The following is a 15,800-nucleotide window of genomic DNA, read 5'->3' as shown; positions in this document are numbered from 1 at the left end:
GCCGCTAAGCTGGCGCTACAGGACGGCGCCGCGCGGCCGATAGTGCGTTGCGCGCCGCTCCTTTCAGGGGCCGCGAGCGCGGGGACGGCGCAGCGGCAGCGGCCGATGCAACGCAGCATGGCGTGCGACGGAGACCGAACGTGTTCTTGCCCATCGTCGTCATCGGGTTGTTGCTCGCCCATGCGCTGGCCGCGCAGGCGGGCGGCAGCGCTGCGCCTGCGGCGCAGTGGTGCGGACTGGCGGTGCAGGCGATGGCGGTGCTGGCCGTGTTGCGCCGGCTGCGCCGCGCGCCGGCGGTGGACCGCTGGCCGTGGCGGCTGCTGGGTGGCGTGGTCGGGGTGCAGATGCTGTGGACCGGCTGCAACCTGCTGGCGCTGCTGGTGCCGCAGTACGGTCCGACGCTGCAAGTGCTGGGCGTGATGTTTTCCGGCTCGTCGATGGTGCCGGCGCTGTTCCTGATCGCGCGCTCGTTCAACCGGCCGCAGCCGCGATTGGTGGTGGCGCTGGACGCGCTGCTGGCGCTGGTCGGTGCCGGCCTGCTGTTCCTGCTGATCGACCTGGCGCTGTCGTCCAGCAACGGGTTCTCCGAACCCGACGTCAGCCTGATCATCAATCACGCCGATGCGATGGGTCTGCTGCTCGCGTCGATGGCCACGCTGCGCCTGCTCGGCGCCGGCGGCTGCAGCCGCCGCCACTTCTATCTCAGCGCCAGCGCCTACCTGTGGGCCAACGCGGCAGTGACGGCGCTGTACAACCGCATCGAATTGGCCGGGCTGCCGTGGTGGGGTGGGCTGCTGATCGATCTGCCCGGCATGGCGCTGGTGCTGGTTGCCTCGCTGCCGCGGGGGCGCTGGCTGCGCCACGCGCGGCCAAGCATGCGCAGCGCGGAACTGATCGCCGCGTTCGCGCCGATCGTGTTTTCGCTGGCGGTGCTGTTGCTGGCGATCAGCGTGTCGCGGGTGAGCTTCTTCTGGGGCATGGCCGCGGCCACCGCGGCGGTGGCGGTGTACGGCGTGCACGTGGCGTTCCTGCACAGCGAGCACCTGGAAATCCAGCGGCTGAGCCGCCTGGGCACGCGCCGCCTGCAGCAGCAGGTGGCGCGCGATCCGCTGACCGGCATCGCCAACCGGGTCGGCCTGGCGGCGCGGCTGCGCGACCTGGACGGCGGCCTGGACTGTTCGCTGCTGATGATCGACATCGACTTCTTCAAGCAGTTCAACGACAGCCATGGCCACGTGGTCGGCGATGCCTGTCTGGTGGAGGTGGCCACCGCACTGGCCGAGGCCTTGCCCGCGCACACCGCCACGGTGGCGCGCTACGGCGGCGAAGAATTCGCGGTGGTGCTGCCGGACACCGTGGCCGATGCCGCGCATGTGATCGCGCGGCGCCTGCTGGCGACGATCGAGCAGCGGCAGATTCCGCACCCGGCCAGTCCGCTGGGCGTGGTCACGGTCAGCATCGGCATCGCCACCCATCCGGCCAGCGCCGAGGCGGCGATCGATCTGCTGCACCACGCCGACGCCGCGCTGTACCGCGCCAAGCGCAACGGCCGCAACTGCTGCGCGCATGCGCAGGACGCGGCGGCGGAGATGCAGGGCGTCGCCGCGCCGGGCTGAGCGCACGCGGCAAAAACGCTGCGCGAGAGCGCCGCCGAATCGTGCCACCATCGCGGTTCCTTCCTGCACGCTCGATCCGCTATGACGCGCACCTCCGCCTGGCCGTGGTTCCCCCTGTTGCTGGCCGTCGCCGGCGCCGCGCAAGCGCTGGATCCGCCTGCAGTGGTCTATCCGCAGTTGCCCGCGCAGGGCTCCGATGCTACCGCGTTCGTGCCGAGCGGCTGGAAGCTGGAGGTCGAACGCCGCGGCGATCTGAACGGCGATGGCCGTGAGGATCTGCTGTTGGTGCTGAAGATGGCCGATCCGCGCAATGTGCTGGACAACACCGGCTTCGGCCCGGATCGCTTCGACACCAATCCGCGCATGCTCGCGGTGGCCTTCGCCGAGGGCGATGGTTACCGGCTGGCGCTGCGCGATCACGCGCTGATCCCGCGCCCGGACTCGCCGAACATGGACGATTACCTCGAAGGCGGCGAACCGGCCATCGCGCGCGGCACGTTTTCGGTCAACCTGAACCAGTTTTCCAGCGCTGGCAGTTGGAGCACCTCCCAGACCACGTTCCGGTTCCGCTATGGGCAGGGCTGTTTCCAGCTGATCGGCTACGACGTGCACGGCACGAATCGCGGCAGCGGCGAAGTCCACGATATCAGCGCGAACTACCTGACCGGCAAGGCCAAGGTGAGTGACGGCAGCATCGAGGACAGCGCGCTGCGCACGCAGTGGCGCCAGCTGCCCAAGCAGCCGCTGCGCTGCATCGAGCAGATCGGCGACGGCCTGGAGTTCGATCCCGGCGTGGAGTGAAACTGAGCGCAGCGTCTCGAGTGGTCTAGGCGTGCGCCGGACGCGGCGCACTCGAACGAATTTGCGCAGCGTGCGGCAAAAGAAAACCAGCCGCGGAATCCGCGGCTGGTTCTGGCGTGCGTCTGCGATCGCGGAGCGTTACGCCACCACGTCGTCCTTGTACGCATCCACCGGGATGCACGCGCACATCACGTGCTTGTCGCCGTAGACGTTGTCCACCCGCGCCACCGGCGGCCAATACTTGGCCTGCTTGAGCGTGGGCAGCGGGAACGCGGCCAGCTCGCGCGGATAGGCGTGGGTCCACTCGCCGGCGGTGACCTGCGCGGCGGTGTGCGGAGCGTGCTTGAGCGGGTTGTCCTCGCGGTCCAGGCGGCCGTCCTCGATCGCGCGGATCTCTTCGCGGATCTGGATCATCGCGTCGATGAAGCGGTCCAACTCGTGCAGCGATTCGCTCTCGGTCGGCTCGACCATCAACGTGCCGGCGACCGGGAAGCTCAGCGTCGGCGCGTGGAAGCCGAAGTCGATCAGGCGCTTGGCCACGTCCTCGGCGCCGATGCCGGTGGTCTTCTCCAGCGGGCGCACGTCGAGGATGCACTCGTGCGCGACCAAACCGTTGCGGCCGGTGTACAGGGTCTTGTAATGCGGGGCCAGGCGCTTGGCGATGTAGTTGGCGTTGAGCAGCGCGACCTGGGTCGCCTTGCGCAGGCCGGCGTTGCCCATCATGGTGATGTACATCCAGCTGATCGGCAGGATCGAGGCGCTGCCGAAGCTGGCCGCGCTGACCATGCCGACGTCGCCTTCGCCAGAGTTGAATCCGCCGCCATGGATGGCGGCTTTTTGATTTTCGCCGGCATGGATGCCGGCACGGGGCAGTGTCCGCGGCAGGTAGGGCGCCAGATGCGATTTCACCGCGCACGGACCGACGCCCGGGCCGCCGCCGCCGTGCGGGATGCAGAAGGTCTTGTGCAGGTTCAGGTGCGACACGTCCGAGCCCCACTTGCCGGGCTTGGCCACGCCGACCAGGGCGTTCATGTTGGCGCCGTCGGTGTAGACCTGGCCGCCGTGCGCATGCACCGCTTCGCAGATCGCCACCACGTCTTCCTCGAACACGCCGTGGGTGGACGGGTAGGTGATCATCAGCGCGGCCAGGCGCTCGCTGTATTTCTCGGCCTGGGCGCGGATGTCGTCGACATCGACGTTGCCGTTGGCGTCGCACTTGGTGACCACGACCTTCATGCCGCACATCTGCGCCGAGGCCGGGTTGGTGCCGTGCGCCGATTCGGGGATCAGGCAGATGTCGCGATGCGCCTCGCCGCGCGCACGGTGGTAGGCGCGGATCGCCAGCAGACCGGCGTATTCGCCCTGCGCGCCGGAGTTGGGCTGCAGGCTCACCGCGTCGTAGCCGGTGCATTCGACCAGCATCGCTTCCAGTTCGCCGATCAGCTGCGCATAGCCGGTGGATTGCTCGGCCGGCGCCAGCGGATGGATCGCGCCGAACTGCGGCCAGGTCACCGGGATCATCTCGGCGGTGGCGTTGAGCTTCATCGTGCAGCTGCCCAGCGGGATCATGGTGCGATCCATCGCCAGGTCCTTGTCGGCTAGTGCGCGCATGTAGCGCAGCAGTTCGTGCTCGCTGTGGTGGGTGTTGAACACCGGGTGCTGCAGGAACGCGCTGCTGCGCTTGAGGTCTTGCGGCAATGCGTCGGTAGTGGCCGCATCGAGCGCATCGACATCGGCGCTCGCGCCGAACAGCTGCGCCAGCGCGACCACGTCGGCGCGGGTGCTGGTCTCGTCCAGGCTGATGCCCAGCGCCTCGCTGTCGATCGCGCGCAGGTTGATGCCGGCCGTGCGCGCCTTGGCGTGGATCGCCTCGGCGTCGATCGCCTTGACGTGCAGGGTGTCGAAGAAGCGCTCGCCGACGTCGACGCCGGCGCTGCGCAGCGCTGCGGCTAGGATCGCGGCCAGGCGGTGGGTGCGCCGCGCGATGCGGGTCAGGCCGTCTGGGCCGTGGTAGACCGCGTACATCGAGGCCATCACCGCCAGCAGCACCTGCGCGGTGCAGATGTTGGAGGTGGCCTTCTCGCGGCGGATGTGCTGCTCGCGGGTCTGCAGGGTGAGGCGGTAGGCGGGGTTGCCGGCGGCATCGATCGACACGCCGATCAGGCGCCCCGGCATCGAGCGCTTGTAGGCGTCGCGGCAGGCCATGAACGCGGCGTGCGGGCCGCCGAAGCCGAACGGCACGCCGAAGCGCTGCGAGTTGCCGACCACGATGTCCGCGCCCCATTCGCCGGGCGCGGCGATCAGGGTCAGCGCGAGCAGGTCGGTGGCCACCGCGACCAGGCCGCCTTGCGCGTGCACCGCGTCGGCCAGCGCCTTGTGATCGCCGATATGGCCGAAGCTGTCGGGGTACTGCAGCAGCACGCCGAAGCACTCGGCCTGCAGCGCTTCTTCCGGCGTGCCCACGCGCAGCACGATGCCCAGCGGCTCGGCGCGGGTGCGCAGCAGTTCCAGGGTCTGCGGATGCACCGCGTCGTGCACGAAGAAGGTGTCGGACTTGGACTTGGCCGAGCGCTTGGCCAGGGTCATCGCCTCGGCCGCGGCGGTGGCCTCGTCCAGCAGCGAGGCATTGGCGATCTCCATGCCGGTCAGGTCCGCGCACATGGTCTGGAAGTTGATCAGCGCTTCCATGCGGCCCTGCGAGATCTCCGCCTGGTACGGCGTATAGGCGGTGTACCAGGCCGGGTTCTCGAGGATGTTGCGCAGGATCACCTTCGGCGTATGGGTGCCGTAATAGCCCTGGCCGATGAAGCTGCGCAGCACCTGGTTCTTGTCGGCGATGGCGCCGATCTTGGCCAGCGCTTCCTCTTCGGTGATCGCCTCGGGCAGCGCCAGCGGCAGCGGCGACTTGATCTTGCCCGGCACGATGGCGTCGGTCAGCGCCTCCAGCGAGTCGTGGCCGACGGTGCGCAGCATGTGCGCGATCTCGGCGTCGTTCGGGCCGATGTGGCGTTCGACGAAGGCCGAGTGGTGTTCGAGGTCGCGCAGCGAGGGGGTGTTAGACATGGCGGTCGTCCGGCAGAGGAGGGCACGAAGGGCGGAGGACGCACGGATGCCGCCGTCGGCCGCAGTTGCGGACACGACCGACGGGAAGCCACATGTCTTCCCACTGCCCCTCTGTCCTTTTGCCTGAGAGTTTGGAAGCGGCGGCGTATTGCGCTGCGCTTCGTGCCCCTTCGGCGCCGGGTTGGACCGGTCTCTCCAGAGTCTTGGTGCGGGTGGTATCGGGCCTGAGCGATTACGGGCGTTTGCGCCTTCGGCAGCGGGTCGCCCCGCTTCTCCCACCATGCTGCCCGGCGATTATAGCGTGGCTGGCGGCGCCCACGGGGCCGGCTCGGGCATGGCTGCGCCGGCCCTCGCGCCGGCTTGCTGAACCGTAGCGGCCTGCTGCCGCGGCTTCATGTGGAGGCCATCCCGGTCGCATCGATATGCCCTGCGCGGTCGGCGCTTAACGCGGCATCGGCCAGGGTTTATCATGGCGGCATTCCTTTTCCCATCGTTCCGTCCCTTGGACGGTGTCGTCGCGTGTTCGCCCGCCCGGGCTGCGTGCGGCCGGCTTTCCAGGATCCTGCGCATGACGCTCCCGACGATCTCGACCCGCCGCCTGGCATTGCTGCTGGCCGGGCTGGCGATGTTCGGCCCGTTCTCGATCGACACCATCTTCCCGGCGTTCCCGCAGCTGGCGCAGCGCCTGCGCGTCGATCCGGTGGCGATCCAGCAGACGGTCAGCGTGTACCTGCTGGCCTACGCGCTGATGGGCCTGGCGCACGGGCCGCTGTCCGACGCCTGGGGCCGCAAGCGGGTGATCGTCGGCGGGCTGGTGGTGTTCGTGCTGGCCTCGGCCGGCTGCGCGCTGTCGCGCGACCTGAGCACGCTGCTGGCGTTCCGCGCGCTGCAGGGCGTCTCCGCCGGGGTGGGCATGATCGTCGGCCGTGCGGTGATCCGCGACCTGTACCAGGGCCACGACGCGCAGCGGCTGATGAGCCAGGTGTCGATGATCTTCGGCATCGCCCCGGCGATCGCGCCGATCATCGGCGGCTGGATCCTGGCCACCGGTGCCGGCTGGCCGACGATCTTCTGGTTCCTGGTCGGGTTCTCGCTGCTGTTGCTGGTCGCCACGCTGCGCTGGATGCCGGAGACGCATCCGTTGGAGGCGCGCACGCCGCTGGCGCCGCGCACGCTGCTGCGCGACTACATCGCCATCGCGTTCAATGCGCGCTTCCAGCGCCTGGCCGCCGCTGGCGCGTTCAACTTCGCCGGCGTGTTCCTGTACATCGCTTCGGCGCCGGTGTTCATGATCGACCTGCTGCACCGCACCGAGCGCGATTTCGCCTGGTTGTTCATTCCCACCATCGGCGGCATGACCCTGGGCTCGTTCCTGTCCGGGCGCATGGCCGGGCGCATCGGGCCGATGCGGCAGGTGCGCATCGGCTTCATCTGCTGCGGCGTGTCGATGGTCGGCAATATCGCCTATACCGCGATCGCGCCGCAGATCGCGCTGCCGTGGGCGGTGCTGCCGATCTTCGTGGCCGGCCTGGGCATGGCGCTGATCTTCCCGATCCTGGCACTGGCGGTGCTGGACATGTACCCGCGCCAGCGCGGGCTGGCCTCGTCGCTGCAGGCCTTCACCCAGCTGATGCTCAACACCGTGGTGGCCGGGGTGCTGTCGCCGCTGCTCAGCGGCCGGCCGATGCACCTGGCGCTGGGCTCGGGCGCGTTCTTCCTGATCGGCTGGGGCTTCTGGCGCTGGGAACGGCGCAGCGGCAAGCGCCTGCCGCGGCCCGGCAGCCAGGTGCCGCAGCTGGAGCCGGCCGATCCGGTGTGACGCCGGCGGCGCGGTTGGGCTATCGTCGCCGGGTCATCGTTGAGGAAACCGCATGTCCATCCAGTCCAAGCAGCGCCGCGACGTGCGCAAGAAGCTTGCCGAGCGCCTGCGCCACCGCAGCGAGGCCGCCGCCGCCGCGGCCACCGCGATCGAACCGCATGCCGAGCTGCGCGACCAGCAGCGCACGCTGCTGGCCGGCATCGTGCGCCGCGACGGCGAATGGGTGCTGGGCATGGACGGGCGCATCGCCGGGCAGAGCGAGAGCGCGGCGCAGGTGCTGTCGCTGATCATGCAGGCCGCGGAGCTGCACGAGCGCGCCGGCACGCCGGTGCGGCTGGTGTATTCGGATGCGCTGAAGGACGCCGCGCACGCCGATGCGCAGGCGCAGGGGCTGAGCTTCGACGAGTTCAAGGACCGCCACGCGCAGGTCATGCAGCGCGGCGCCGGCGCGGCGTTGCCGGGCTGAAGGCATGGGCCAGAGCGCCAGCCAGGCCGCGGACGCCGCCGTGTCGCTGGCGCGGGTACGGCGCCGCGACGGCCTGGCGCTGATCCAGGCGCACCGCGCCAGCACCGCCCTGCATCATCCGTGGACGTATCCGTTCACCGACGTGCCCGGCTTCAACGCCTGGTACGCGCAGACCCTGGATGGCAGCAACGTCGCGCTGCTGGCGCGCGCGCGCGACAGCGGCGAGGTCGCCGGCCTGTTCACCTTCAGCCAGGTGGTCGGCGGCTGTTTCCAGAGCGCCTATCTGGGTTACCACGCGATGGCCGGCTGCGAAGGCCGTGGGCTGATGACGCATGCGTTGCGGCTGTGCGTGGCTTACGCGTTTTCCGAACTGGGCCTGCATCGCGTGGAGGCCAATATCCAGCCGGATAACTCGCGCTCGCTGGCGCTGGTCAAACGTGCAGGTTTCCGCCACGAAGGCTACTCGCCGCGCTACCTGCGCATCGGCGGGGTGTGGCGCGACCATGAGCGTTGGGCGCGGCTGGCTGACGATTGAGTCGTTGGCTGCTGCCGATGCGTCCACGCCGTCTTTAGGAAATTTCCTGGCCTGTCCATTCGTTACACACATTGCGTAGCCGCTGACGAGCAGGCGTCAAAAATTCCTCTTGACAGGCTCAAGTGCGCTCTATCACAGTTGTGATGCGGGTGATTGGCGGCGCAATGCTGCTGCATTGGTGGCTGTGCCGTTTGCGATGGGCTTGTACTCAGGTGCGCCTTGAACTGAAGCGCATCCGTGCAAAGTGTCGAAATCAGGGGAAACATGGATCGTCATTCGAGTGCTGTCGTGCTTGCCGCAACGGTGGGCGCTGTTTCATATCAACGGATACCAGCGACGTAAATCGTCGCAGATTGTCGCTGCGTTCGATCTATCGATCGGCGCTGCAAACTTATGCATTGAATCCAGTCACTCCTGCGGTAGATGGATGCACTCCATACCGCGGGCGAGGCATGGCCATCTATTGGTCGTTGATCGATCTCGAGAACACACATGGATACGTCCGCTACGTTTCTTCGTCTGCGCGCAGGTGTGGCCCTGCTGGCGATGGCGTTCGCAACGCTTGCCGATGCGCAGGAGTTGAGGTTCGATCAGAAATACATCGAGCGCATCAAACAATCGCAGGATATCGGGCGGCTGAGCGTCGATTCCTTCGGCGAGCAGGTGAGCCTGAAGAATGGTGCGGTGGAGTTCAACTGGACCGACATCGACATTCCCGGCAACAGCAAGCTTCCCGTCCGGCTGCAACGGTCGCATGTCGTCGAGGACGAGGGCGCGGGACGCAGCGGGAAATTGGGCGGGTTCGGCGTCGGTGGATCGCTCGATGTGCCCTATCTCAAAGGTGTCTTCAGTACGAATGGTTGGCAGGTGTACGGATCCAGCCCGAACAGCCGCTGCAGCCAGCCTGCCCAGCCGCCGAACTACACCTTGACCGCCTCGGACTACTGGTCGGGAAACTGGATGCACATTCCTGGCTCTGGCGACCAGGCGATGCTGGACGAGCCCGCCAGTCAGCTGCCGGCGCCAAGCAACGGCACCAGCTATCCATGGATCACCAAGAACTTCTGGCGCATCTCCTGTCTGGCCAGCACCAAGAACGGATATCCGGGCGAAGGGTTTGTGGCGTTGTCGCCGGAGGGCGACAAGTATTATTTCGATTGGGTGGTCAGCAAGGCGCACCCAAGCATCTCCAAGCGCATGGGCAACTATTCCGCCAGCGCGTCGATGAACCGCCTGGCGGTCTTCTTCCTGGCGACGCGCATCGAGGACCGTTTCGGCAACTGGGTGACCTACACCTACAACGGCGACCAATTGTCGCGGATCGACGCCAGTGACGGCCGCTACATCAGCGTGACCGGCACCTCCGGCGGCAATATCACCTCGGTCGAATCCAGCGTGGGAACCTGGACATATGCCTACGGCGACAAGTCGCTGACCGTCACCCAGCCGGACAACGCGCAGTCGCGCTATGACCAGACCGGCAACATGGAGATCCTTCCTAGCCCTTCGTTGCCCCTGTACACAGGCACTCCTCGGTGTCCGCTTCCGGAACCTTCGTCCGGAGATTTCACCTATGCGGTGACCTTGCCGAGTAATGCGACCGCAACCTACGCGTTCTCGGTGAAGCGGCACTTCCGCCACAACATTCCCAAGCAGTGCAATAGTTTCATGGATGCAGCAGGAGCTAGTACAACTTATCAATATCTGACCATCCCGAACTTCTCGGATGCACTGACCTTGGTCAGCAAGTCCATCGCCGGGCCCGGCCTGCCGTCGATGCAGTGGACCTATACCTATGGCATCGGTGCACGGGCGTTGGCGTTCGAGGAAACCTGCGCCCGCACGGATCTTCCCAATCCCGAACTGACCTGCAGCAAGTCGATGCAGACCGAGGTGCGCGGTCCGGAAAACGACTTCAAACGCTACAAGTTCGGCGCGTGGTACCAGCTCAACGAAGGCGTGGATCTTGGGGCGGAGACCGGGACCGTGACCAGTAGCAGCTCGGGCGATGTCGTGACGATCCTGAGCACGAGCGAAAACGAGTATGTCGCCACCGCGGATGTCGCTGCCATGCCGTTCCCGAATCTTGTCGGCTCCGACAATATGGGCAACAACGACGACATCTCGACATCTGGGCTGCGTCCGCTGAAGCGCACCACGATTACGCAGCAGGGCGTGTCTTTCCAGTCGCTGGTGAATGCCTACGACGTGTTTGCGCGTCCGACTAGCGTCACCCGTTCCAGTACGCTAGGCAATTCCCGGACCGAGGCCACCGCCTACAGCGACAATCTAGGCAAGTGGGTGCTTGGACAGGTGGCCTCGGTGACCAAGACGGCGCCGGGTGCGACAGAGGTCATGTCGAGCACCAGCTACGACGCTGCGACCGCCTTGGCCACGCAGATCAGCCGCTTCGGGAAGCTGATCCAGTCCATCGGCTACAACGCCGATGGCACGGTTGCGTCGGTGACCGATGGCAACAGCAATACCACCACGCTGGGCGGATGGAAGCTCGGCCTGCCGCAGAACATCGCCTACGCGGACGGAACCAGCGACTCGGCCGTGGTCAGCAATCGCGGCTTGATCGACTCGGTGACCGACGAGAATGGCTATACGACGTCCTATACGTACGACGCGATGGGGCGCATCAGCGGCATCGCCTATCCCACGGGCGATACAGTGGCTTGGGCGCCGACCACGCTGTCGTTCGAACGCGTCGATGCGGCCGAGTTCGGCATCGGCTCCGGGCACTGGCGGCAAACAATCGCGACTGGGAACAGCAGGAAGATCACCTACTTCGATGGACTGTGGCGTCCTTTGCTGGTCCAGGAGCAGGACACGGCCAACGTCTCCGCCACGCAACGCTTCAATCGCTATCAGTACGATCACGCTGGACGTGTGCTGTTCGCCTCCTATCCGGGTGCCTCCGACCAACTGGGCACGGGTACCTGGACCGAGTACGACGCTCTGGGCCGGACCACATCGGTTTCCCAGGACAGCGAGCTGGGTCTGCTGACGACCACCACCCAATACCTGTCCGGTTTCCTGACCCAGACCACCAATCCCAGGAACCAGAGCACCATCACCGGTTACATGGCCTTCGACCAGCCGAGCTCGGACTGGCCCGTGAGCTTGAGCCTTCCCGAAGGCGCCTACATGGACATCGCGCGCGACGCGTATGGCAAGCCGTTGTCGCTGACACGCCGCAATGCGGACGGCAGTATCGCGGTGACGCGTGGCTTCGCCTACGACGGCTACCAGCAACTGTGCCGCAGCGTCGAGCCTGAAACCGGCGCGACCCTGTCCGCCTACGATGGCGCCGGCAACCTTGCTTGGTCGGCGGCCGGTCTGGACGCTTCGACTGCCTGCGATGCCAGCGGCACGGCAGCGCCGATCGCCGCCCGCAAAGCCGCCCGCACCTACGACGCGCGCAACCGGGTCAAGACGCTCACCTTCCCCGACGGCAACGGCGATACCACCTATACCTATCTGCCGGACGGCCTGGTCGCCTCGATGGTCGCCAACGACGCCTCGGGCAATGCAGTCACCACCACCTATGGTTACAACAAGCGGCGCCTGCCGAGCAGCGAGCGGCTGCAATGGGGCGACGTCGATTGGTCCGCCGGCTACGGCTACAACGCCAATGGCCATCTGGCCGTGCAGACATCGCCCGGCCTGAGCGTGGATTACGCGCCCAATGCCTTGGGCCAACCTACCCAGGCAGGCACATACGCCACGGGCATCAGTTACTACCCCAACGGCGCGGTCAAGCAATTCACTTACGGCAACGGCATCGCTCACACGATGGCGCAGAACGCGCGGCAGCTGCCTGCGCGCAGCAGCGATGTCGGCGGCGGCGGCCCGTTGGACATGGCCTATGCCTACGACGCGAATGCCAATGTCGCTTCGGTCACCGACTATGCGACGACGCGACAGACCCGCACCATGACCTACGACGGCCTGGACCGCTTGATCACTGCGGAGTCGGTGATGTTCGGTGGCGACAATGTCGCGCGCTATTCCTACGACGTGCTCGACAATCTGGCCAGCGTCCGAGTGCACGGACGCGACCAGAGCTACGTTTACGATGCGAACAATCGCCTGAGCAATGTCACCCAGGGCGCGGGAGGGTCGACCGTCATCGGCCTGGCCTACGACGTACAGGGCAACCTGTCCAACAAGAATGGCGAGTTGTACCAGTTCGACTATGGCAACCGGTTGCGCAGCGTTGCCGGCAAGGCCAGCTACGCATACGACGGAGCGGGGCGCCGGGTGCTGGATTACACCACCGGCGGCAAGCGCAGTTTCTACAACCGCGACGGGCAACTGCTGTATGCGGACGACCTGCGCCAGGGCAAGGCCATGGCGTACGTGTACATGGCGGGGAGCTTGGTCGCCGGTGTTTCCACTACCACCACGGTCCTGCCGCCGCCCCCAGCACCATCGTCCGCGCCTGCGCTGAGTACGCCGTCTGCCAGCAGCACCGGCAATTACACCGTCTCCTGGACGAGCGTTGCCGCTAGCACCAGCTACCCGCTGGAGGAAAGCAGCAATGGTGGCACGTCCTGGTCGCAGATCTACAGCGCCAACGACACCACCAAGGTGATCAGTGGCAAAGGCAGCGGAACCTACACTTATCGTGTTCGCGCCTGCAACGCGGGTGGCTGCAGTGCGTACTCGAACGTGGGGACCACTGTGGTCCAGCTGCCTCCTGCAAGCGCACCGAGCTTGTCCGTTCCTGCGAGCAACGCCACCGGCAGCTACTCGGTGAGCTGGGCTGCAGTGGCGTCCGCCACCAGCTACCAACTGGACGAAAGCGGTAACGGCGGCAGCAGCTGGTCGCAGATCTACAACGCCAGCGGTACCAATACCGCGATCAGCGGCAAGGGTAACGGGGCCTATGCCTATCGAGTGCGGGCGTGCAACAACAGCGGGTGTAGCGCTTACTCGGCGACTGCGACGACGACCGTGGCGTTGCCTCCATCAGCCGCACCGAACCTGTCGTCGCCCGCCAGCAGTGCCAACGGTAGCTACTCGGTGAGCTGGTCCGGCGTCGCCACCGCGTCGAGCTACCAGTTGGAAGAAAGCGGCAATGGCGGCAGCAGTTGGTCGCAGATTTACAACGCCGGTGGGACCAGCGCCGCAATTTCCGGCAAAGGCAACGGCAGCTATGCCTACCGCGTACGCGCGTGCAACGGCTCTGGCTGCGGCGCCTATTCGGCGACCGCGACGACCACCGTGTTGTTGCCTCCATCCACGCCCAGCCTCTCCGTGCCCAGTAGCAGCACCAACGGCAGCTATTCCGTGAGCTGGTCGGGTGTGGCGACCGCCTCCAGCTACCAGTTGGACGAGAGCGGCGACGGCGGCAGCAATTGGAGTCAGGTCTACAACGGAAGCGGGACCAGCGCTGGGATCTCGGGTAAGGGCAACGGCAACTATGCCTACCGCGTACGCGCCTGCAACGGCTCCGGATGTAGTTCCTATTCGTCGACCGCGACGACTACCGTGTTGTTGCCGCCGTCCACCCCCAGCCTCTCCGTGCCCAGCAGCAGCAACACCGGCAGCTACTCCGTCAGTTGGTCGGCGGTGGCGACGGCCTCCAGCTACCAGCTGGAAGAGAGCAGTAACGGCGGCAGCAGTTGGAGCCAGGTCTACAACGGTGGCGGGACCAGTGCTGGAATCTCCGGCAAGGGTGATGGCAGCTACATCTACCGCGTCCGTGCATGCAACGGCTCGGGGTGCAGTGGCACGTCCGGTACAGGAACGGTGGTGGTGGCATTGCCGCCGCCGGTGCCAACAGGGCTCAAGGCCTACTACACCACGCCCAGCACGAGCCAGACACGCTACAGCGCCAGTTGGGGCGCCTCGACGGGTGCGACCAGCTACATGCTCAATGGTCCGATCGTCTACAACGGCCCCAACCGGATGACGGCCAGTACCGTGAGCGGCGCGCCGAACCTGTCGGCGAAGTTCAAGGTCTGCGCCTGCAACAACAACGGGTGCTCTGCGTGGTCGGCCGACGTCACGGCCGTTGGGCAATAAGGGGGGAATGCCATGAAGCGCACAGTCATCCTTACGCTGCTGCTGTCCCTGTCCCTGGTGACGACGGCGCATGCGCAGACCGTCGTCTACTACCATACCGATGCACTGGGAACGCCAGTCGCGGTGACTGACGCCAGTGGCAATGTGGTGGAGCGTAGCGAGTACGAGCCGTACGGTAGCCTGTTGAATCGCCCGCTGACGGATGGGCCCGGCTATACGGGCCACGTCATGGACGCAGTGACTGGGCTGACGTATATGCAGCAGCGCTACTATGATCCCCAGATCGGAAGACTACTATCTGCGGATCCGGTGAAGGCCGATAGCAACTCGGCAGGAGCGTTTAATCGATATTGGTACGCTAGCAATAATCCATATAAGTTCATTGATCCGGATGGGCGAGAAGCTTGCGGGCAAGATACAACGTGCCACTTAGCACACGGAGAGATGGGCTGGACCGTTGGCAATATTCCGGAAGCATCGCCTAGTGATTCAAGAAATTCGGAATCAACGCCCTCATCTTCAAATAGTCGATGGAACGATTTTAAGGGTCGGCTTGGGTTGCAGGGCGATTTGACGAAGAATGGCAACATTTTTGATGTAAGAGCGTTAGCGCATGATATCTTTTACCCGTTGATGGATTCCCCGGGTGGGGGTGGAGTTCATTTGGCGTCCGTAGGTTTCTTCGCGTTGAGACTGGGGCCGGCAGCGAATTCGCTAAAAGGACTGGGGAATATTGGAAGCCACGGTGTTGTTGATGCCTCTGTTGCTTTGAATTCAGGGGCAAAGTGGCTTGGTAAGGGTTATACTGAGGTTGCGCCAGGTGTTTATCGGTCTGCAGATGGGTTGCGACAGTTTCGCATGACTACTAGCGATCTCGTTGGAGCACATGGGACTATAGGATCTCATGTACACTTTGAGGCTTTGAATGAAGCTGGTAAGGTTGTCGAAAACCTACATCTAGGAGTGACGCCGTGAAAAAAATGAGTGCAATAATAGATTATAAAAATATCCCAGAATCCGGGAACGTTCGGCACTTTCACTGGGTTGACTCACGTGATGAATGCTTGAAGGAGCTTCCCAATCCCGTGTCCCTGAATATTGTGGAGGAAGATGGCGGGTTTTTCTTGTTAAGAATGGATGAAAATGGGCAGTGCATTTCTGACACATGGCATATCAGCTTAGATGATGCAAAGCGTCAGGCAATGTTTGAGTTTTCTATCGGAGATTTTGACTGGAAAGAACGCGTCTGATAGAGGTAATTGAATTTCTGGTGACGGGGGCAGCTTCACTTATTCAGTGGTTATTTTGGGTTCGCGTTGCCGATGGGTGGGCCTAATGTTGTTGAAAAAGCTAAAGGGAAAAGAGCTAAAGGGGACGGAGGCAATTAAACTTGGCCTATGACGCACAACGCCCGCATCAGCGGGCCTTATCGTTGTTGCGACGAGGCGTGGGCTTAGAGCC

Annotated in this window: 9 protein-coding genes and 1 riboswitch; of the genes, 8 read left to right on the top strand and 1 reads right to left on the bottom strand. The window is 65.1% G+C overall.

Annotated features, from left to right (window positions below; translation table 11 throughout):
- Window positions 1-140: 140 nt before the first annotated feature.
- Window positions 141-1,616, top strand: coding sequence for a GGDEF domain-containing protein (locus tag HEP75_RS15405; protein ID WP_221899273.1), 1,476 nt, complete (start codon window positions 141-143; stop codon window positions 1,614-1,616).
- A gap of 81 nt (window positions 1,617-1,697) precedes the next feature.
- Window positions 1,698-2,417, top strand: coding sequence for a hypothetical protein (locus tag HEP75_RS15400; protein ID WP_185824113.1), 720 nt, complete (start codon window positions 1,698-1,700; stop codon window positions 2,415-2,417).
- A gap of 138 nt (window positions 2,418-2,555) precedes the next feature.
- On the opposite strand, the gene gcvP is transcribed toward HEP75_RS15400, so the two are convergent.
- Window positions 2,556-5,480 (bottom strand): aminomethyl-transferring glycine dehydrogenase, encoded by a 2,925-nt coding sequence (gene gcvP, locus HEP75_RS15395; RefSeq protein WP_185824112.1) that lies wholly within the window; start codon window positions 5,478-5,480, stop codon window positions 2,556-2,558.
- 101 nt (window positions 5,481-5,581) lie between these two features.
- Window positions 5,582-5,689, bottom strand: a riboswitch (glycine riboswitch).
- A 359-nt stretch (window positions 5,690-6,048) separates the two neighbouring features.
- On the opposite strand from gcvP, the gene HEP75_RS15390 reads away from it, so the two are divergent.
- From HEP75_RS15390 to HEP75_RS15365, 6 genes are all read left to right on the top strand, one after another.
- Window positions 6,049-7,299 carry a multidrug effflux MFS transporter gene (locus tag HEP75_RS15390; protein WP_185824111.1) on the top strand — a complete coding sequence of 417 codons (1,251 nt, stop codon included), beginning with the start codon at window positions 6,049-6,051 and terminating at the stop codon, window positions 7,297-7,299.
- Window positions 7,300-7,351: 52 nt separating this feature from the next.
- Window positions 7,352-7,765 carry a hypothetical protein gene (locus HEP75_RS15385; protein WP_185813546.1) on the top strand — a complete coding sequence of 138 codons (414 nt, stop codon included), beginning with the start codon at window positions 7,352-7,354 and terminating at the stop codon, window positions 7,763-7,765.
- Between the two features lie 4 nt (window positions 7,766-7,769).
- Window positions 7,770-8,300, top strand: a complete 531-nt coding sequence (locus HEP75_RS15380; RefSeq protein WP_185824110.1) for a GNAT family N-acetyltransferase — start codon at window positions 7,770-7,772, stop codon at window positions 8,298-8,300.
- Window positions 8,301-8,792: 492 nt separating this feature from the next.
- Complete coding sequence (locus tag HEP75_RS15375) at window positions 8,793-14,339, top strand: RHS repeat protein (protein WP_185824109.1); 5,547 nt, start codon at window positions 8,793-8,795, stop codon at window positions 14,337-14,339.
- 12 nt (window positions 14,340-14,351) lie between these two features.
- Entirely contained in the window at window positions 14,352-15,314 is a 963-nt protein-coding gene (locus HEP75_RS15370) for an RHS repeat-associated core domain-containing protein (RefSeq protein ID WP_185824108.1), read from the top strand.
- Entirely contained in the window at window positions 15,311-15,589 is a 279-nt protein-coding gene (locus HEP75_RS15365; RefSeq protein WP_185824107.1) for a hypothetical protein, read from the top strand. Before HEP75_RS15370 ends, HEP75_RS15365 begins: the two co-directional genes overlap by 4 nt.
- The last annotated feature ends 211 nt before the right edge of the window (window positions 15,590-15,800 follow it).

The organism is Xanthomonas sp. SI, assembly GCF_014236855.1.
Lineage (GTDB): Bacteria > Pseudomonadota > Gammaproteobacteria > Xanthomonadales > Xanthomonadaceae > Xanthomonas_A.
This window is presented reverse-complemented; position numbering and strand designations above follow the sequence as displayed.